We start from the raw sequence: 20430 nt of genomic DNA on the forward strand, positions 1-20430 counted from the left end.
TGAAAGATGGTTGGCCTCCTAAAGGACAAGCATCTTTCCGCGACGCCACAAGAATCCAGACCGGGAACCGGCTCTGGATTTCTTATTTTTAGAAATTTAAGTTCCTTATAAAATACCTTCATCGGAGAAAGAGAAAGAGTCGGTTGAAGTTATTATACAATGATCAAGCAGATTAATATTTAATAATTGTCCAGCCTCCTTTATTTTTTGTGTAATGTTTATGTCTTCACGAGAAGGCGTCAGGTTGCCGGAAGGATGGTTATGGGCTATAATAATTGATACGGCATTACATAATAAGGCCCCCTGCATGATAATTCTGATGTCAACAAGAGAAGAGGTAATTCCAGATTCTGATATTTTTTGTATTCCTAAGACCTTGTTAGCCTGATTCATATACATCGAGTAAAATGACTCCCTGTAGTCGATCTGCTCTGCATCAAAATGTTCCCGGAAAATATCTGTAGCATCCTGAGAGTTCAGTACCTTTTTTTCAGTATTTCCTTTCCTTGTGTAGATCAATTTGATCTCATTTACGATATTATATTTCATTGTTATTGCTCTGAGTACGGCAGAGCCTTTTGTTTCCCGTACTTAAGTTAAAAAAGCATTTATTTAAAACATTATTTAAAACACTATTTAAAACATCTTTGAAATGTTATGTATCTTTTCTGGATCAAAAGCCTTTTCAATCTCTTCTCCGTTCTATTTCTTAAAAGCCTTTCAGGCTTCGCTGAATATTTTTCAAAAGAAAACCGGAAAAAAGAAAGCAGATATGAAGTGTTGACAATGAAAAAAAACAAAAGGAAACGGATTAATTGGAGGGTACCTTTAGGGAGGAAACCGTTTATGCCGTAGTCTTTTGGTTGGATTAGCATGACGGCTGGCAACAATACCTTAGCTGCCTTTTTACCGGTTTATTTTGGGAAATGTTTCGTGTAATAACAGTCAATAACCTGTTTTTGTATATGAAATGAATGTTTAAATTAACAATGTTGATTTTATTTGTATTTTAGTTGAATCTAAGAATGATGAATTTCTTTGCATCAATTTTCTCTTGTTGCACCTAAAAAATAAATTTAAACGTAATCACATCTTTTATAAATAAAAATTTTTTCCGCCTGATGGTTGAAGTTAAGTGTTTCGTTTGATTTTACATGTTTCAAGCGTTAGACATTTATATTTAAAAGCCAAATACATCGCATAAGTGTCTGGGTTTAATTTCAGAACAGTTGTCCAATACTTTTATTAAAAATGTATTGGTATGGAGAAGAAAGTTGAAATTAGTAACATTACCATAGAGGAGATTATCAAGATTTTTAAAGAAGAGGAGGGAATTGAATTGAGCATTGAGGAGGCGAAAAATATTTTAAGCTTTCTGACGATGCTCTTAAAAATTACCATTAAGAGTTTTTTAGAACAATAATATTTTCTAAGATTTATATATGAAAAAAGCCGATTTATATATCCGTGTGTCAACTGATGAGCAGGCAGATAAGGGATACTCGCAAAGAGATCAGGAGGAACGATTAAAACGTTATTGTGAAAACAATAACATTAAAGTAGGTCAAATCATTTATGAAGATTACTCAGCCAAGACTTTTATCAGGCCAGAGTGGATTAAATTACTGGATACGCTAAAGAAAAAAAGCTCAAAAACGGATCTGCTGCTTTTTACAAAATGGGATCGCTTCAGCAGGAACGCTGGCGATGCGTATCAAATGATTAACATACTTAGGAAAATTAACGTTGAACCGCAGGCCATTGAGCAACCTTTAGATCTTTCAATTCCTGAAAATAAAATGATGCTGGCTATATATCTTGCTGCACCGGAAGTTGAAAACGACAGGCGCGCTCTGAATACTTATTATGGAATGCGCCGTGCTAAAAAAGAAGGCAGATTAATGGGAAGGGCACCTTATGGCTACGCTAACAGAATAACGGAAAACGGGAAAAAGTATGTAATTCCGAAGGAACCGGAAGCTTCCAATATGAAATGGGCATTTAATGAAATGTCCAAAGGCGTTTATTCAGCGAGCCAAATCATGGATATGATGAACAGAAAAGAAGGAAAGTCAGTTAAGATAAGTGCCTTTCTTGCAAGTTTACGGAATACCGCATATTGTGGGAAAATTTACGTGGAGCAATTCAATGAAGAGAAGGCTCATTTTGTTAAAAGTATTCATGAACCTTTGATCAGTGAAGAACTATTCGAAAAAGTTCAATGTATAATGGATGGAAATGTGAATCCAGCCAGACCTAATGTAAAAGTACTGTCTGACGATAATTTGCCATTAAGAGGTTTCCTTGTGTGTCCGGAATGTGGTCATTTGATTACAGGCAGTGCCTCTACGGGACGTTCTGGAAATAAATATTATTACTATCATTGCCAGTCCCCGTGTTCATACCGTTACAAATCTGAGATTATTAATTCTAAATTTTTAGAGATATTGCAGTCATTGGAAATGCGCATATCTATAAAAAATTATTTGAAAAAAGTACTGAGGCAAAATTTTGAAAAATTAATCAATAATCCCCAAAGAGAAAGGAAAGCAATTCTATTAGAAATAGATCGTTTAAACATTAAATTGAAACAGGCAAGAAATAAACTGATGGAGGAAGTCATTGATGATGAGGATTATCTTGAAATTAAGACCGACTGTAAAGCACAAATTGAAAAGCTCGAAGCTAAATTAACTAAAGGAAAGGATAATAAGAAAATAGATTTTCAAAAACTACTAGACCAAGCATTATCGAACCTAGTAGACCTTGCGAAAGTCTATACTGATGGGGATATCGAGGTAAAACGTAGAATAATTGGTTCGATATTTCCTGAAAAATTGCAATTTTCAGAAAATCATTATCGAACCACCCGATCCAATGTTTTGATCTCTTATATATACCAGATAAACAATGAGTTAGGCACGAAAAAAAACCGGAAAGAAAGTGAATTATCACCTCTTTCCGGTCTTGTACCCAGGACCGGGATCGAACCGGTACTCCTAAGAACTGGTGTTTGAGACCAGCGCGTCTACCAATTCCGCCACCTGGGCTTGATGTTGATTTCAAACGTGATGTTTGTTTCAAATTGGTGTGCAAATATAGGAACTTTTTTCAATGTTCAAAAGCTTTTTGAATAATTTTTTTTAAAAATTAAGTTCCAAACCATCGTAGGCAAGGTGTATTCCGGATGGAAGCTCCTTATCTTCAATATCATGCAGGCCTAAGTGATGGCTGATGTGTGTTAAAAATAATTGCTTAGGTTTTAGCTCTTCAAACAACTTAATGACATCGGGAAGGATAAAATGGGCAGGATGGGGATCAAATTTTCTGATACAGTTTAAGATCAGAATGTCCAGATCCTTCAATTTTTCTTTCTCCGTTTCAGAAATAAATCCTGCATCTGTAATGTAAGCCAGTTTTTTAAACTTATATCCGAACACAGTAATTTTATAGTGAATCACTTCCACAGGAGTGATTTCCGTATCCAGTACCTGAAAAGGTTTATTTTCAATTTCGTGAAGTTCAAAAGCGGGTGCACCGGGATATCTTACATCTGCAAAAGCGTAAGGGAATCTGTTTTTTATTTCATGAGCCACTCTTGAGTAGCAGTACAACGGAACATCTTTTCCATTTTTAAAAATCAAAGGACGCATATCATCCAACCCAATCACATGGTCATTATGTTCATGGGTAATCAGCGCAATGTCTACATTATGTTCATGATTGGTAAGCATTTGCTGCCTGAAATCCGGACCACAGTCGATCAGTATTTTTTTATTTTCCTCCGTAGTGATCATCACGGAAGAACGTAAACGTTTGTCTTTTGGATTTTCTGAAGTACACACTTCACATGTACAGCCTATAACGGGTACACCTTGAGAAGTACCAGTTCCTAAAAATTTCAACTTCATTTTGTTTTGAGGTTGGTTTAATTTTGGTAAATTTACAAAAAATTTCATGTCCTAATGTATCAGAAACTAACTCCTAAACAAAAAGCATTAACAATTAATCTAGATCCTACTATTTATGGTACTTTCGCAGAAATTGGAGCAGGGCAGGAGACTGTTCGCCACTTTTTTAGAGCAGGGGGAGCTTCCGGTACGATTGCTAAGGCAATGTCTGCTTATGACAAAGATTTTAGTGATGCCATCTACGGAAAGGAAGTAAAAAACAGGTACGTTACCCAAAACAGGCTTCGCAAAATGCTTCGATATGAAGTAGCTTTGATTGAAGAGAGAATTTCAAGAGATAATAATCCTGATAGAAAATTCTTTTCTTACGCCAATACGGTAACTACTATCAATTTTGACAAAACTGTAAAAGGCCACGGCTGGGTAGGAATTCGTTTTCAAACCAAAGAAAATGAAGATTATAATGAGATCGTTATCCACGTAAAATTCAAAGAAAATGATGCTACACTTCAGCAGGAAACCTTAGGGAATCTGGGAGTAAACCTTATTTTCGGGGCCTTTCATTATTTTGATAATCCAAGAACTTTGGTAGAATCTCTTTATGATGATATTGCAAAAGATAATCTGGAAATTGATATGATTGACTTTAGCGGACCTGCTTTTGCCTATGTTGATAACAGACTGATGTCTCTTCAATTGGTCAAGAATGGAATGACGGATGCTGTGATTTTCAATTCTCAGGGAAACAACATGCTTCCGGCAGATGTTTTGTACAAGAAAAATATTTTCGCGGTAAGAGGAAGTTTCAGACCCGTGACGAAAGTGAACATTGATATGCTTAAAAACGGTATGGATATGTTCTTCAAAGATGCCACCTGTACTCACGAAGAAACAGAAGTTCTTATTGAAATCACCATTTCCAATCTGAGAGCAGACGGAGATATCGATGAAAGAGATTTCCTGGATAGAGTAGACATTCTTGGAAAACTGGGGTATACCGTTATTATTTCAAACTTCTCTGAATATTACAGACTGATTGATTACTTTGCATCTTACACAAGTGGAGACATCGGGGTAGCAATGGGAGTAAATAATATGTTGATGGTATTCGATGAGAAATATTATAAAAATCTTTCAGGAGGAATTCTAGAAGCCTTCGGTAAGTTTTTCAGAAACGGAATGAGAGTATATCTGTATCCTTATAAAGATCCGGAAACTCATCAGCTGTTGGATTCTTCCAACCTGAAAGTAGAGGAAAACCTGAAAGAATTATATAAATATTTCAAACACAACAACCGTATTGTTGATATTACCAATTATAATCCGGAGTTTTTGGAAATTTATTCCAGAGAAATATTGAGAAAAATTGCATGTTGTGTGAAAGGCTGGGAAACTCAGGTTCCGGAAGGCGTAGCAGAAATGATTAAAGAGCGTGGAATGTTCGGATATAAAGAAGAACTTTCCCTAAAACAATTCTCTTAAAATATAAATACAATGTCAGAATTAAAGAAAAGACTTTCCTCAATTCTTGAAAGTCCTAAACATAATACAGAAGAAAAACTTGAAAAAGTTTGCCACCTGTTGGATCAGGAAATCCCTTACTTCAACTGGACTGGCTTCTATTTCAAAAACGGAGATAAGGAAGAATTGATTTTAGGCCCTTATGTAGGAGCACCAACAGATCATACCATTATTCCTTACGGTAAAGGGATTTGCGGACAGGTTGCCGTTTCCAATGAAACATTTGTAGTTCCTGATGTACATGAAGAAAGCAATTATTTAAGCTGTTCCATTGATACAAAAGCAGAAATTGTAGTTCCGATTTTTAAAGAAGGAAAAAACATTGGCCAGATCGATATTGATTCTCACACTATCGATCCTTTCACGAAGGAAGATCGTGAATTATTAGAATGGCTTTGTAATGAAGTTTCTAAGATTTTGTAATCGAAACTTACTATAAAAAAATAAAAACTCCGGACATTTCAGCCGGAGTTTTTTATGGGTTATTTGTGGTAATAACAAACATAATTAAAGGTTCGTTTCCGGTATTTTCAACAGAATGATACCCTATAGAGTTGATGGCTGTAATATCTCCTTTTTGAAGTGTTTTCTTACGTATTGTTCCTTCTGTTCCGGTTCTTTCTCTATATTCTCCGGTCCCATGTACAACAACATACAGTTCCTGCTCATTTCTCAGATTGTGCGTATGAAAGCCGGATTCGTCGCCTTTATTCAGTAAAACCATATACGCGGCCAGACGGTTATTGGCAAGCTCTTCCTGCTCAAACATCTGTATCATGTATACTTTTCCGTTTCCACCATACATATTTTCGCGTTTGTCTACACGTGTAATGGTTCTTTCATCTTTTTCAAACGCCATTACATACAGATTAATGTATTTTGACACCTCATGTATAACGTGATTGAATTCTTCTCCTTCAGATAATATAACTGTACCAGACATGTGAATTGAATATTTAAAGTTTAAAGATGATGATAAAAACTAACTTTGCTGCATTGAATGAATTTCTGTGAGAAGTTCTTTAAAATAATTCTCGCATTTGGCAATATGAGTTCCATACCAGGAAAAGGCTTCACCATCTACAATCATTATCTTTTTGTCAGGATAGAAAACCTGGAGTTCCTCAATATGTTTCTCTTTAAACGGAAAAGGTTCAGAGGAAAGCATAATGACATCGGCATCAGCCAGATCTTCAGTGATAATTTGTGGATAACGGGTTTTGTCCTTGAAAATATTTTCAAAACCAATTTCTGACAGAATCCTGTGAATGAAAGTGTCTGAACCAATGGTCATATAAGGATTTTTCCAGATAAGATAAGCGGCTTTTACCGGTGCTTCCAGTTTGGCCTGATTCAGAACATCATAAATTTTAAGATTGAAAAGCTGTGCTCTGTCTTCCTTTCCGAAAAGTTTTCCGAGATTTTTAAGCAGGTAATAATTATCCTCAATCGTATCAATATTGGTTACTGTTACTTTAAAGTCATTCATCAAAGCTTCTACCTGATCTTTTACGTTCTCTTCTTTGTTGGCAAGAATAAGATCCGGCTGTAATGCTTTAATCTTCTCAATATTGATATTCTTAGTTCCTCCGATTATGGCTACATTTTTTATTTTGTCCTGAGGATGAATACAGAATTTTGTTCTTCCTACGACTTCATTTTCGGTCAGTCCAAGGTCAAATAAAGCCTCAGTAATAGAGGGGACAAGTGAAACGATTTTCATATTGGCATGTTAGATGATGCCTAAAATTACAAAAGTTTTCCGGTTAAGAAAAGTCCGGCTACGGTAAAATAGATAATAAGTCCCGTAACATCCACCAATGTTGCTACAAATGGAGCAGAAGAGGTAGCAGGGTCAAGGTTTAATTTCTTTAAAACAAACGGAATCATAGAACCAGATAACGTTCCCCATAATACAATGGCAATTAAAGAGACCGAAACACTTAATCCGACATATACCCAATATTGGCCATAATCAAAAAGACCAATCTGCTGCCAAAGCATAATTCGTATAAATCCGATGACTCCTAAGATTGCCCCCAGACATAATCCGGAAATAATTTCTTTTTTCATGACATACCACCAATCTTTCAGACTGATTTCCTGAAGAGCCATTGCACGGATAATCAATGTTGCTGCCTGTGATCCGGAATTTCCTCCACTGGAAATAATCAATGGAACAAATAGTGCGAGAACAACTGCTTTTTCAATTTCTTTATCGAAATATCCCATCGCAGAAGCTGTCAGCATTTCCGAAACAAATAGAATGATCAGCCAGGTCGCCCTTTTTTTGATCATCTCTGTCCATGAAGTTTGGATGTAAGGAAGATCTAATGCTTCCAATCCCCCGAACTTCTGAATATCTTCCGTGTTCTGCTGTTCAATCTGATCGAGAATATCATCAATAGTTACGATTCCTACCAGAACACCGGCTTCCGTAATAATAGGAAGAGCGCCACGGTCATATTTTTCGAAATAGGTTACCGCGTCTTCTTTGGACGTAGTTGTCGTAATCGCCACGAAATGATTATCTGTGATGTCGGAAACCAAAGTATCTTCCTCTTCCAGCAGTAAAGTTCCAATGGCAAGGTCATCAATTAAGCGGTTTCTTTCATCCACCACATACAGGTAGTTCATGGTTTCCACTCTTTTTCCTACCTTTTTGATCTGTTGAAGACATCTTTTTACCGTCCATTCCTTACGGATCTGGATATAATAAGGCGTCATCAGACGGGCAATAGAATCCGAATTGTATCCAAGAAGTTTTAAAGCGATTCTTCTTTCCTGCGGATTAAGGTGGTTGATGGAATACTTAATCAGCTCATCCGGAAAATCCTCGAAAAGAGCAGTTCTGTCATCCGGAGTCATGGCATTCAGAATTTCGGAAACTTCATCGCTTCCGATACTTCTGATGGTATCCTCTTGAAAATCAGGGTCAAGGTGCGAAAAAACTTCTGCTTTGTATTCTTTCGGAACCTTCAGAAACGCGAGCAGCCTCTCGTCAGCAGGAAGTTCGCTGAGAGTTTCGGCAATATCGGCAGGGTTGAAGATAAGTTCGTCTCTAGAATTCAAAACGTGAAATTTTTTGGATATGCAAAAATAATTCAAATTTTTAAGACTGAGCAATAAAGTGGCAAAATTAAGGATTAATTAAAGTTTAGTGCTTCAGTATAAGGGTAAAAAAAACACCCGCCGAAACGGATGTATAAAAATTAAATTTTAAATTCCAATATTCTTTATATTGGTTCGCATTCTGAAGTAGGAATGTATATGCAGACAGCGTTTGTACAGCATTGATATGGGCCGCAATCTGAGTTGTCACCACACTTTTTTATTCCGCTTCCTTTAATGTTTTTTTGTTCCAGCCTGTTGAGCTTCTTAAGATTTGAATTTTTCATGGTAATCAAATATAGTAAGATTAAGGCTCTATCGGACAGTCATGATCAAGGCATTCTCCATTACAGCAGTATCCCACAGAGCAAGGTCTTGTGATGCTGCATCTGAATGGTCCTATACCGCCATTGATTTGTTTGGCGGCTTCTCTGCTGAGTTTTTTTAGATTTTTCATAGCGTTATAGTTTGGATTTAATGTCAGACTAAAATAGTAAATATTTCTATATTATTCATTTACGAGTGAAAATATTTTACTATGAATCAATGTTTTATTTATGTTTTAAATAAAAACACCTACTAATGCAGGTGTCTGTAATGATCATATATTATTCCAGAGGACATGGATTGACAACACAAATGTTGTGACAACATGATCCGCCCGGACATTCGTAATGTTCTGTACATCTTTTGAAAGGTCCACTGCCTTTAATTTCCTTTTGTACTTGTCTGCTGAGTTTTTTTAGATTTTTCATAAATTTTGATTTATACGGTTTAGTTTTATCTTTTATTCAAGGCAGATGAAAGGGGAGCAGATTCCAAAACAGCACCATCCAACGGGACACGGATTAGTTTCGCTGCATCTTTCCATAGATCCTCCATTAATTTGTTTTGCTTTTTCTCTGCTGAGTTTCTTTAGATTTTTCATGAGATTTTGGTTTTAATGTTGGTCTAAAATAGTAAAAAATATTTAATAAATCCTTGTTTGGTGAAAATATTTAATTGTTAATCAGTTGTTTATAGTGTATTTTGAATAATAAAGCATCTGTTCGGAAGGGTGAACAAGTGCTTTATTTAACATGAAAATATTTATAATTCAGGACATGCATAAGCAACACATACTCTGTGACAGCATGAACCGCCAGGACATTCGAAATGATATTGACATTTTTGAAGACGGATGATACTTCCCAGAATTTCTTTCTGGCTTTCTCTGCTCAGTTTTTTAAGATTTGATTTTTTCATAATAATTTAGATTTAAGATAAAACTAAACTAATGAAAGCTTTCAAATCATTGGTATACATAAAGATATACTACAAGCTAAAGTCTATAAAAGAATTATGAATTATGAATTATGAATTATGAATTATGAATTATGAATTATGAATTTATTTTGGTAGCTGCATGAAGAAAAATTCACCATTGACTTGCGAAGCAAAATTGACCATTGATGATAAAAGGCTGTATATCCCAACCTTAAACCCAAAACTTTAAACCTTAAAGCTCTGCTTCTGTCGGTTTCAGTTTTCTCAGTTTTTTGATGATTCCTTTTATCGCTCCTTCGGTTCCTATTTTAACAGAGTTGGTTGTAGAACCCAGCAGACGCATATTTTTGCGGTAGGTATCATGATCGGTTTCGGTGACAAGAGTTCCGTCAGCACCAAAGAGCTTCATACTCACAACCACCTGATTGGAGAAAACATACTTGCCAAATCCTACTTTGAAATATCTCACTTTGGAAACAATGGCAAAATCTGCATCATTGTTCAGACAGTAATCTGCGATAGTTTGCTTATCTATACTGTCGAAGGGAACCTGAACTTCAGCCCTGAGCATTTTATTTTTTCTGTTACTGAAATTATCGGTAACGGCATCAAAAAAAGCGTTGTTGGTAGGATCTTTTATTTCATCGATATCAGGCTCTACCTCAGGATTGAAGTAAAGAACTTTTTTTATTTTATCATCAGCACTTTTCTGGGCTTTTACCGAAGTAAGTCCGATGAATAAAAAAGTAGTAACCGCTGTAAAGAATATAATTTTTTTCATTTGTAATTCGAATGCAAAATTACTGCCTTTTCGTTGGATTGCATATAAATTATTAAGAAATTTTTAACATTTTTTTCTATCAAAATTGATATATGAAATCAATAATGTTTGCAGAATCAAAAAATAGTCGTAATTTTGCACCCGTTACATAATAATCATTAAACAATATTGGAATGTACTTAACAACAGACAAAAAGCAGGAAATTTTCGCAAAACACGGAAAATCTGCACAAGACACAGGAAGTGCTGAAGGACAAATCGCTCTTTTCACTTTCAGAATCAACCACTTATCTCAACACCTAAAGGCTAATCGTCACGATTTCAACACAGAGAGATCTCTAGTGAAATTGGTAGGTAAGAGAAAAAGTTTATTAGATTACCTTAAAAACAAAGATATCGCAAGATATAGAGCAATTATTGCTGAACTAGGTTTAAGAAAATAATCTATAAAGATTTTCAAAATAAAAAGCAACTTCGAAAGAGGTTGCTTTTTTGTTTTTACACAACAGGGGATTTTTAATCACAAAAGCCACAAAAGTTTTTTTAGAAAATACGAAATGGTTGAGAAGAACACTTAAATTTCTTAAAGTCTTAGAATTTCATGTGATGATAAAAGAGTATTTAGATTCCTACGGAATAGCAAACTGTATGGATAGACCAATACGCCAATTGTGTCATTCCGTAGGAATCCAGCCGTATTAAACCAACAAGAAAAGCCTCAACAAAAACTCCAATCCTGACCAACATCACAACTAAAGACGTTATAATTCCCCTCCCTCGGAGGGGTGGCGAAAATTCAAAGAATTTTTGACGGGGTGGCTCACAACATCACTATTCAGCCTTCTTCCCAATCTTCCCCAAATGTGTATTCTGAAAACTATCCGGATACTTCAAACCGTACCCAAGAATTCTGTCAAACGCAGAGTGAGAAAACAAAATAGCTCCGATCATTTGTAAATAGGGCAGAGACAAGGCTGTTCCTGCAAAATAAACAATGACAGCTACTCCGAAATGGTGGAAGAGATTATAACAAAAAGCTCCAACTTTTGTATTAACTATATATCCCAGCATAGAAATATCCGGAACAAGAAATAATCCGACAAACCACCACCAGGAATATCCTGTTTGTGCAAAAGCATATATACCTAACAGTAGAAATGCGGTATATTCAAGCTTTAACTGTATTTTCATAATAATTGAGTTAGTCTGTAAAATAAGTTCCTTTTTCTGACGAAAAGTTACATTTTTAGATTGGAAAAAAGAAAGCGGAATACCTTTGAGATATTCCGCCTTATACATTTTGATTGAATTTGATTTTAATGCCCTGATTTAGTTTCTGTAGTTTCTACATGACCTAAATATTTGGTACAGTAAGCTCCAAATATAAGAATAACCAAATAGCAGAATACAGGAATAATAAATGAATGCTGTACTCCGAACTGATCTGCAAGATATCCCTGGAATATCGGAACAATAGCTCCTCCCAGAATCGCCATTACCACTAAAGAAGATCCCTGGCTTGTATATTTACCCAGTCCTGAAATAGCCAGTGTGTAAATATTAGAGAACATAATAGAGTTGAAAATTCCGATTCCTAAAATACTGTACATCGCCAGCTCACCATGATTCACCATTGCAGAAATTAATAGAATAACATTAATTGCTGCGAAGATGGATAATGTTCTTGCCGGAGCTGCTTTACCCACGAAAAAGGCAATAAAATTAAGTATGATAAACACAATGAAAAAGCTGATCTGACTGAAAGTAAGATTAACAATACTGAAAATCACAAGGAAAACAGCAGCGGCTGCTCCCAGCATATAAACTGCCTTTTTACTTTGGCTTATTGATTGATTTAAAGAAATAGCTCCAAGAAAACGGCCAATCATCGCTCCTCCCCAATATAAGGAAAGGTAATTTTTACTGATGATCTCATTAAAGCCCATAATCTGTGGCTGCTCCAGGAAACTGATGATAAAACTTCCTACGGCAACTTCTCCTCCTACATAGCAAAACATGGCAAATACTCCGAATTTCAGGTGGCTGAATTCAAGTGCTCCCCAACCTTTCACAATTTCTTCTTCACCCATCTGGAATGAAGGAAGTTTAACTCTGGAAATCAATAAAGCAACCAGTAAAAGAATCCCTGCAAAAATAAGGTAAGGAATTCTTGTTGCCACCGCACTGAATGATCCGTCCGGAGAAGAGAAAAATTCAAAAATAAGATGACCTCCCAGTACCGGAGCAATGGTGGTTCCGAATGCATTGAATGCCTGAGTCATGTTCAGTCGGCTGGAAGCAGATTCTTCACTTCCCAGCAAGGAAACATAAGCGTTGGCTGTAATCTGCAGTACTGTAAAGCCGAGTCCTAAAATAAACAAAGCTCCCAGAAACAGAGGATAATATGAAAACGTAGCTGCCGGATAAAACAGAACGCAGCCGAATGCTGCCAGAAAAATTCCGAACAGAATTCCCTTCTTATAACCTAATTTATTGATAGGATCTCCTTTCGTAATGGAAATCATAAAATAAATCAGTGATCCGATAAAGTAAGCTCCGAAGAAACAGAACTGTACCAGCATGGATTCGAAAAAGGTAAGATTGAAAAGTTGTTTCAGATACGGGATCAGGATATCATTCATACAGGTGATGAATCCCCACATAAAAAACAGCAGGGTGATGGTAATCAACGGAACCGTATAATTCCTGCTTTGAGATTGTACTTCTTTATTAATCATAAACATTTATTTATCTGGATAAGGATAGTTCCTTAACTTTTTTTAGCCTACAGCATTGTAATTGGTGAAGTAGGGCAAATATAGGGATCAGCCTATTGGTTTGCAATAATTTTAATAATTTTTAAAATGAAACAGATACTTTTTTCCGTTTAAAGTTTTATTTTCATTTTTTGAGACAATAATACAAAAACGACAGGATTTTTCAATACATTATCCTCAAAAAAATGCTTTTTTGTTTTCAGAAATGATGAATAAGTTTAGATTACTGGTATAAATTTTCAAACTTTCATCAATTGATAGCCAATTTTTTGTATTTTAAATGCCTATTAAAGCAATCGAAAAATTTAATATATCATTATTATATAGTACCTTTGCAAACGAAAATTTAAAGAGTTTAAATATTAATCATACTCAATACGGAGTATAAAGAAGCAAATTTATGAGTATACCTCAAGCGTTTACAGAAACGATTATCCTTGCAGACGGCAGGGAAATCACTATCGAAACGGGAAAGCTGGCTAAGCAGGCTGACGGATCTGTAGTGGTGAAATGTGGCGGAACAATGCTTTTAGCAACTGTTGTAGCCAATAAAGAAGCCAATCCTGGTGTAGACTTTTTACCATTAACGGTAGATTACAGAGAAAAATTCTACGCAGGTGGAAGAATTCCTGGAAATTTCTTCCGTAGAGAAGCAAAACCATCTGATGATGAAGTGCTTACAATGAGATTAGTGGACAGAGTATTACGTCCTCTTTTCCCTGAAGATTTCCACGCGGAAGTACAGGTGATGATCTCATTAATTTCTTACGATAAAGAAGTAATGCCTGAAGCATTGGCAGGTTTGGCAGCTTCTGCAGCTATTGCAATTACAGATATTCCTTTCAACGGACCAATGTCTGAAGCAAGAGTAGTAAGAATTGACGGACAATTGGCTGTTAACCCAAGTTATGAGAATTTATTAAAATCAGATATCGACATTATGGTTGGAGCTACTAAAGACTCCATCGTAATGGTAGAAGGAGAAATGAAGGAGATCTCTGAGCAGGAAATGCTTGAAGCAATCAACTTCGCTCACGCTGAGATCAAAAAACAGATCGAAGCTCAGGAGAGATTAGCTGAAAAAGTAGGAAAATCTTTCCCTAAAAGAGAATACAGCCACGAAGATCACGATGAAGAAATTCGTGAAAAAGTATGGAAAGAGTGCTATGATAAAGTATATGAAGTAGCAAAAACTCCATCTAACAAAGAAGAAAGAGGAGAAAAATTCAAAGCAGTTCTTGCAGATTTCTTAGCACAATATGCTGAAAATGAAGAGGAATTGGCCAGAGTAACTCCTTTCGTTAAAGTATATTACCATGACGTAGAGAAAGAAGCGATGCGTCAGATGATTCTTGAAGACAATATCCGTCTTGATGGTCGTGATCCTCAAACGATCCGTCCAATCTGGTCAGAAATTGATTACCTTCCGGGAGCTCACGGTTCTGCAGTTTTCACAAGAGGAGAAACTCAGTCTCTGACAGCGGTAACTTTAGGTTCTGTGAAAGATGCGAACATGATCGACAGCGTAATCACACAACACGACGAAAGATTCTTCTTACACTATAACTTCCCTCCATTCTCTACAGGTGAAGCAAGACCTTTAAGAGGTACTTCAAGAAGAGAAGTAGGACACGGAAACTTAGCTCAAAGAGCTTTAACAGCAGTAATTCCAGCAGAAAATCCATATACAATCAGAATTGTTTCCGATATCTTAGAATCTAACGGTTCTTCTTCAATGGCAACAGTTTGTGCTGGTACATTAGCATTGATGGATGCAGGGGTTCAGATCACAAAACCTGTTTCAGGGATTGCAATGGGTCTGATCACTGATACAAAATCAGGTAAATTCACTGTACTTTCTGATATCTTAGGAGATGAAGATCACCTTGGAGATATGGACTTCAAAGTAACAGGTACTGCAGACGGTATCACAGCTTGTCAGATGGACATCAAAATCCAGGGACTTTCTATGGATATCATGGAGAAGGCTTTGATGCAGGCTAAAGACGGAAGATTACACATCCTGAACAAAATCACGGAAACTATTTCTCAGCCAAGAGCAGATGTGAAGCCTCACGCTCCGAAAATGGTAGTAATGGAGATTCCAAAAGACTTCATTGGTGCTGTAATCGGGCCTGGTGGAAAAATTATCCAACAGTTACAGAAAGATACTGATACGGTTATTGCTATCGAAGAGATGGGAGAAATCGGACGTATCGAAATTTCTGGTACAGACAGAGAGAAGATCAATGCTGCTATTGCAAGAATCAATGAAATTACTTTCGTACCGGTTATAGGTGAAGTTTACAAAGGTAAAGTAGTGAAAGTAATGGACTTTGGTGCATTCGTAGCGATTGCTAAAGGAACAGAAGGACTTCTTCACATTTCTGAAATTGAGTGGGCTCGTTTAGACAAAGTTCCTTATGCAGAAGGTGATGAGGTAGAAGTGAAGTTCATGGGTTACGATGACCGTAAGAAAATGAAACTTTCCCGTAAAGTTCTTTTGCCAAGACCTCCAAGACCGGAAGGACAAGGTAGACCGGAAGGGCAGAGAAGACCAGAAGGACAAGGAAGACCAGAGGGACAAAGAAGACCTGAAGGACAGAAACCACAAGGTGAAAAGCCACAAAGTGAAAAACCAGTGGAAAACCAAACTCCATCTAACGAAGCTTAATAAGATTCATTCTTAAACATAAAAAATCCCTCAATTTGAGGGATTTTTGCTTTGTATGTCATTGCTAGAAAAGAATAAAAGGAATATTTATGACAAATCTCCTAAATTATCATTTAATAATTGTTGTAATAACTTTCGAGCATTAATAAGTTCTTTAAAAACATTGTTTGTAGCAAGTTCTGCTCTTCTTTTTGCAGTACTGAATGTTGAAGTAAGATGAATTCTAATCGCAATTAATGAATTCAAGAAACTTGAAACTCCATCTAGTGCACCCTCTATGCCTGCAATAAGTGATGGAACAATTTCTATTATTTCATTTTTAATTTCTTTATGATCAGATTTAATTGTTTTTAGGATTAATTCAGAATAAGACTCTATAACATTGCTAACAGAGGTCTTAAACTCAGGTAACAAATTTTCGAAATCAACTGAATAATTATCTAAATCTTTAGCATAATTATTGGTGATTTTCTTTGCTCTAATTAATCTGAATTTTTCATCTTTGATTTGATTTATTATTTCTAATTGATTTGTTTTTTCAGTAGTCTTTGATGTGAAAAAGCGTATTACATTTGTTATTTTATTAGTTGATAGTGTTAGGTCTTGTAGAGAGCTATATGCTTTTTCCATATCTTCTAACAAATCGAGATTTTCTGTATTATATTCTCCATCATCAATTTTTTGAGCTAATAAATCATATTTATCATAATCTTGAGGTATAGTGCTTTTTTCAAAGTCAGGATTTTCATTATTTGATGACTTTTTCTCTTTAGAAAATTTATCTCTAATTAAGTTAGCAAGATTTAATTGTAACGTTTTCTTTAAATCTTCGGTCCTTTCAAACATACTATAATATACTCCATCTTCATTTGCTATTTTTGATTTAAATTCTTTAACTTTTTTAAATTGCTCTAAATCCAAATCATACATATTAACTTCTTGGTTTTTAAAGTACATTAAAATGTGTGTGTTTTCAGAATCCCGATCGAATTTAATTTTAGCTCTTTCGTATTCTTCTAAAGTTCCAGACTCGAAACGATTAGTTGGAGTTCCGAAGCGTTGCCAAAATATACCTAAGAAGATGTCATATTCATCGTTAATTTGCTTATTTATTACATCTTGAGCATCCTCACCTTTACCTGGATAAGTATTTCTTTCCCAGTTTACAATCTCGAATTTCAAATCCTTGTCTTTACCAATGAGTTCATCAAGATCGTCTTTTAAACCAAAAATCATTTCTCTTTCTGCTGATACATCCCCTGGTGATGCCAAAAAAATTCTTATAACATTTACTGTTTTCATTTAAATTATAGTTTTAATAAAGTTACGGATGATAAATTAATATTCCAATTTATTGATATGAAGTGCATGTTATTAAAAATTTGATCTAGTAATTTAACGACTATGATAAAATCTCTGTCATTCAAGCTTTCCAACTTTCTAAACTATAATTAACTTCCCACTCTCTGCTTCAGGTCCTCAGCACCGCCTGTTTTTCTGGGCTGTCCGTTTTTGGAAGAACCAAAATTATAGGTATATGAGAGCGTTGCTACGCGTGTATCTCTTTTTACTGCAAAGTTTTCTAAATAATCATTATAAACCGTCTGTCCTTTAATATTGCTGGTAAAGAAAACATCTGTGAAGGAAAGTTTCAATACACTGTTGTTTTTAAACTTCTTCTGTGCTCCGATATTCAGGTACCAGTTGGGGCTCATATTCAGATAGGCATAGACTTCTCTGGATTTGTAATTTCCGGTAAGTTCAGCAGTGAAACCATTTCCCAGTTTAAAGGAATTGATACTGTTGATACTGAACGTAAAATTTCCCTGGTTATTAATCTGCGTTCCGGAGACATTTCCGGTGTATGAACCATAGTAGAAATTGGCACTGTTGTTCATATCCCACCATTTGGTCACCTTCACCGGAGCGATCAGGTTTAATCCAAAATAAGAAGCAGAATTAAGGTTTTCAATAGTCTGTACAGTTACGATCTGTCCGTTTTCTGTTATGGGTTTTAAGATATCTGTAATGTTGTCAGAATTCCTGCTGTAGCTTAATGTGGCGAAATATTTATTACTCAGACTATACGTTAATTCGTAATTCATCGTGATTTGTGGGTTCAGATCAGGATTTCCGGCTTTCAGAGTGGTAGGATCCAGATAGAATTTAAAAGGATTGAGCTGGTTGTAGCTAGGTCTTGTAATTCTTCTGCTGAAATTGATTTCAAGATTACTTTTTTCTGTCAGATCATAGCTCAAAACAGCGCTTGGAAACAATTGGGTATAATTTCTCTTGTTGATCTGGTTAGTGGTAATCTGAGTTCCTTTTACATTCGTGTTTTCAAGCCTTAAACCACCTGTTACTTTAAATTTTTCCCATTTTTTTGATACATTTCCGTACACTGCATTGATGTTTTCTTCATAAATAAAATGATTGGTTTTTCCAAGATCCGGAATAGGAACACCAGAACTCGCATTGAAGAACTTCAGATCGTTGTCTGTCTTTACAAAACTGGTTTTTACTCCGCTTTCCAGCTTCCAGTCGTTGCTGAAGTTTTTTGTAAGATCAGACTTTAAAGAATAGATATTGAGTTTTCCATCCATATCACCTTTAATAATGTCGAGATTATCTGTGTTACTGGCAATTTCATGCGTTCTGGTATCAAAGCTCTGCAAAGAAGAATTAGTGTAGTTAATGTAGTCAAAATCGGTAGAAATATCAGAACCCAACGAATCAATCGTATATTTATGATTAAGATTGAATGAAACATTGGTCCAGCGGTCATTCGATCTGTTGACCGTTGTGAATGTACTTTCCGGAAGATAGTTGCTGCCCAGTGTCACATTGGAATTATCACCGTTCACATTGAATTTGTTGGAAACCAGTCCCACGGAAAATCCAAGTACATTTTTGTCATTCAGATAATAATCCATTCCTGCTTTGGCCACATGGCTGTTGAATTTGAATTTCAGATAATTGTCCTGTACATAAGCTTTTTTAAAGGTATTTGCTTCATAAAAATTTCTGTCAAGCACCAATCCATTATAAGCTTCCCTGTAAGCAAAGCTGTAATTTCCGAAAATATTGATGTTTTTATTCCTGTGATTAATACTGAAACTGTTATTGTTTTTCACATATTTCCCTGATCCTAAAGAGCTGGAAATACTTCCATTAGTTCCTCTTCGCTGCTCTTTTTTAAGTTTAATATTAATAATTGCAGATCCTGCAGCATCATATTTTGAAGAAGGATTGGTGATGAATTCAATCTTTTCAATAGTGGAAGAGGGGATTCCTTTCAGGTAATTGGCAAGGTCAGCTCCCGTCATCGGTGTATTTTTGCCATCGATCTGAATTAAGAGATTTCCTTTTCCGCGAAGACTGATATTGTCATTGTTATCAATGTTCACTCCCGGAGCCTTTTCCAACACTTCAAAAGCAGAATTTCCGGTGCTGGCAATACTGTTTTCAACGTTCATGATCATTTTTCCATCCTGCCTTTCAATGAGAGGTTTAGTTTTCGTAATGGTAACTCCTTCAATAGATTTTACATTGAGGTCAATGGGATTGAGGGTCTTATTTTCGGTTAATGAAATATTTTCTGAGTGATAAACCTCAGTACCGTTTTTATTAATTTTTACCTGATAAGTTCCTTCTTTTAAATCATTAAAATTGAACTTACCATTGGTATCAGCAATTTCTGTTTTGATCAATTTCTGATCAGCGTCAAAGAGATTGATCTCCATCTGCTCTGCTTTGTCGGATTTGATATTTCCTGACAAAGTCAAACTCTGTATTGCCTGCTGGGCAGAAATCCTGCTGCTGAATAGCATCAGCATACAGACAATTATAAGTGAGAATATTCTGGTCATAACGTTTTACTTTTTAGGGTTGAGACAGTTTTCTGAAATTTTCAGTAAAGCAGAATACATCACTTCCAGTTCATTGTTGCTGATGCCCTTTAAAGCTGTTTTTCGGTTCTTTTCTACGATATTCTGAACCTCTTTAATCACTTTTACCCCGGAATCTGTCACTTCCAGCTGGGTTTTTCTTCGGTCTTCAGGATGAACTTTTCTGATAATGTATTCGGATTTTACCATTAAATCAATTATTCTCGTGACAGAAGCATTGTCCTTAAAAACAAGATCACCAATTTCATTCTGGGTAATTCCCGGGTTTTCCAGAATCGCTTTGATGATAAGCCATTGATCAATAGTGATCGTGTAACCATGAACTTTCAGCTGGCGCTGAGCATAGTTTCTATAGGCTCTGATCGCTTTGTCTATGTTGTAGAATATGATTGAATTTAATTTTTCCATATTTTCAGATTTAAAATGATGTATCAATTATTGATATATCAACTAATTAGTAAATCATCATTTTACTTTGTTA

The 20430-nt window shown here is 35.7% G+C and carries 21 protein-coding genes and 1 tRNA gene; 6 read left to right on the top strand and 16 right to left on the bottom strand.

What is annotated here, in order from left to right; genetic code table 11:
• Positions 1-105: 105 nt before the first annotated feature.
• Complete coding sequence (locus REB14_RS15860; RefSeq protein ID WP_309522650.1) at positions 106-549, bottom strand: JAB domain-containing protein; 444 nt, start codon at positions 547-549, stop codon at positions 106-108.
• Between the two features lie 712 nt (positions 550-1261).
• Between REB14_RS15860 and REB14_RS15865 the strand changes: the two genes are divergently transcribed.
• Both REB14_RS15865 and REB14_RS15870 read left to right on the top strand, forming a co-directional pair.
• Entirely contained in the window at positions 1262-1423 is a 162-nt protein-coding gene (locus REB14_RS15865; protein WP_167348773.1) for a hypothetical protein, read from the top strand.
• 19 nt (positions 1424-1442) lie between these two features.
• Complete coding sequence (locus tag REB14_RS15870; protein ID WP_309522739.1) at positions 1443-3017, top strand: recombinase family protein; 1575 nt, start codon at positions 1443-1445, stop codon at positions 3015-3017.
• On the opposite strand, the gene REB14_RS15875 is transcribed toward REB14_RS15870, so the two are convergent.
• Together REB14_RS15875 and REB14_RS15880 are read right to left on the bottom strand one after the other, a co-directional pair.
• Positions 2971-3050: transfer RNA gene (locus REB14_RS15875), tRNA-Leu, on the bottom strand. The genes REB14_RS15870 and REB14_RS15875 overlap by 47 nt on opposite strands.
• A gap of 93 nt (positions 3051-3143) precedes the next feature.
• Complete coding sequence (locus REB14_RS15880) at positions 3144-3911, bottom strand: MBL fold metallo-hydrolase (RefSeq protein ID WP_079243865.1); 768 nt, start codon at positions 3909-3911, stop codon at positions 3144-3146.
• A gap of 54 nt (positions 3912-3965) precedes the next feature.
• Here REB14_RS15880 and REB14_RS15885 point away from each other — a divergent pair, with 54 nt between their 5' ends.
• The gene (locus REB14_RS15885; RefSeq protein ID WP_034692241.1) at positions 3966-5393 is read left to right on the top strand and encodes a hypothetical protein; all 1428 of its coding nucleotides are present in this window, start codon (positions 3966-3968) and stop codon (positions 5391-5393) included.
• A 12-nt stretch (positions 5394-5405) separates the two neighbouring features.
• A complete protein-coding gene (locus tag REB14_RS15890) occupies positions 5406-5855 on the top strand; it encodes a GAF domain-containing protein (protein WP_309522651.1) in 450 nt (149 codons plus the stop codon).
• Between the two features lie 52 nt (positions 5856-5907).
• On the opposite strand, the gene REB14_RS15895 is transcribed toward REB14_RS15890, so the two are convergent.
• From REB14_RS15895 to REB14_RS15930, 8 genes are all read right to left on the bottom strand, one after another.
• Positions 5908-6375 (bottom strand): cupin domain-containing protein, encoded by a 468-nt coding sequence (locus REB14_RS15895; RefSeq protein WP_309522652.1) that lies wholly within the window; start codon positions 6373-6375, stop codon positions 5908-5910.
• A gap of 39 nt (positions 6376-6414) precedes the next feature.
• Complete coding sequence (locus tag REB14_RS15900; protein WP_309522653.1) at positions 6415-7155, bottom strand: ABC transporter substrate-binding protein; 741 nt, start codon at positions 7153-7155, stop codon at positions 6415-6417.
• Between the two features lie 26 nt (positions 7156-7181).
• Complete coding sequence (gene mgtE, locus REB14_RS15905; protein ID WP_034692244.1) at positions 7182-8504, bottom strand: magnesium transporter; 1323 nt, start codon at positions 8502-8504, stop codon at positions 7182-7184.
• Between the two features lie 346 nt (positions 8505-8850).
• Positions 8851-9000, bottom strand: coding sequence for a bacteriocin-like protein (locus tag REB14_RS15910; RefSeq protein ID WP_158521347.1), 150 nt, complete (start codon positions 8998-9000; stop codon positions 8851-8853).
• Positions 9001-9151: 151 nt separating this feature from the next.
• A complete protein-coding gene (locus tag REB14_RS15915; protein WP_156106370.1) occupies positions 9152-9298 on the bottom strand; it encodes a bacteriocin-like protein in 147 nt (48 codons plus the stop codon).
• 32 nt (positions 9299-9330) lie between these two features.
• Positions 9331-9471: a bacteriocin-like protein gene (locus REB14_RS15920; RefSeq protein WP_158521348.1), complete on the bottom strand. Its 141-nt coding sequence runs from the start codon at positions 9469-9471 to the stop codon at positions 9331-9333.
• Positions 9472-9632: 161 nt separating this feature from the next.
• Positions 9633-9788 (bottom strand): bacteriocin-like protein, encoded by a 156-nt coding sequence (locus tag REB14_RS15925; protein WP_158521349.1) that lies wholly within the window; start codon positions 9786-9788, stop codon positions 9633-9635.
• Between the two features lie 253 nt (positions 9789-10041).
• A complete protein-coding gene (locus REB14_RS15930; protein WP_309522654.1) occupies positions 10042-10590 on the bottom strand; it encodes a pyruvate decarboxylase in 549 nt (182 codons plus the stop codon).
• 173 nt (positions 10591-10763) lie between these two features.
• Here REB14_RS15930 and rpsO point away from each other — a divergent pair, with 173 nt between their 5' ends.
• Positions 10764-11033 (top strand): 30S ribosomal protein S15, encoded by a 270-nt coding sequence (gene rpsO / locus REB14_RS15935; RefSeq protein WP_034692246.1) that lies wholly within the window; start codon positions 10764-10766, stop codon positions 11031-11033.
• 388 nt (positions 11034-11421) lie between these two features.
• Here the strand turns inward: rpsO and REB14_RS15940 are convergent, their stop codons facing one another.
• Together REB14_RS15940 and REB14_RS15945 are read right to left on the bottom strand one after the other, a co-directional pair.
• Positions 11422-11781, bottom strand: a complete 360-nt coding sequence (locus tag REB14_RS15940) for a DUF4260 domain-containing protein (protein WP_309522655.1) — start codon at positions 11779-11781, stop codon at positions 11422-11424.
• A gap of 125 nt (positions 11782-11906) precedes the next feature.
• Complete coding sequence (locus REB14_RS15945) at positions 11907-13328, bottom strand: sugar MFS transporter (RefSeq protein WP_079240916.1); 1422 nt, start codon at positions 13326-13328, stop codon at positions 11907-11909.
• 439 nt (positions 13329-13767) lie between these two features.
• On the opposite strand from REB14_RS15945, the gene REB14_RS15950 reads away from it, so the two are divergent.
• Complete coding sequence (locus tag REB14_RS15950; protein ID WP_034692249.1) at positions 13768-16041, top strand: polyribonucleotide nucleotidyltransferase; 2274 nt, start codon at positions 13768-13770, stop codon at positions 16039-16041.
• A gap of 87 nt (positions 16042-16128) precedes the next feature.
• Here the strand turns inward: REB14_RS15950 and REB14_RS15955 are convergent, their stop codons facing one another.
• The 3 genes from REB14_RS15955 to REB14_RS15965 all read right to left on the bottom strand — a co-directional run bounded on the left by REB14_RS15955 (position 16129) and on the right by REB14_RS15965 (position 20357).
• Positions 16129-17343, bottom strand: a complete 1215-nt coding sequence (locus REB14_RS15955; protein ID WP_309522656.1) for a hypothetical protein — start codon at positions 17341-17343, stop codon at positions 16129-16131.
• 149 nt (positions 17344-17492) lie between these two features.
• Positions 17493-19910, bottom strand: a complete 2418-nt coding sequence (locus tag REB14_RS15960; protein WP_309522657.1) for a TonB-dependent receptor domain-containing protein — start codon at positions 19908-19910, stop codon at positions 17493-17495.
• A gap of 6 nt (positions 19911-19916) precedes the next feature.
• The gene (locus REB14_RS15965; RefSeq protein WP_079240918.1) at positions 19917-20357 is read right to left on the bottom strand and encodes a MarR family winged helix-turn-helix transcriptional regulator; all 441 of its coding nucleotides are present in this window, start codon (positions 20355-20357) and stop codon (positions 19917-19919) included.
• Positions 20358-20430: the final 73 nt, after the last annotated feature.

This window comes from Chryseobacterium metallicongregator, assembly GCF_031324065.1.
Taxonomy (GTDB): domain Bacteria; phylum Bacteroidota; class Bacteroidia; order Flavobacteriales; family Weeksellaceae; genus Chryseobacterium; species Chryseobacterium metallicongregator.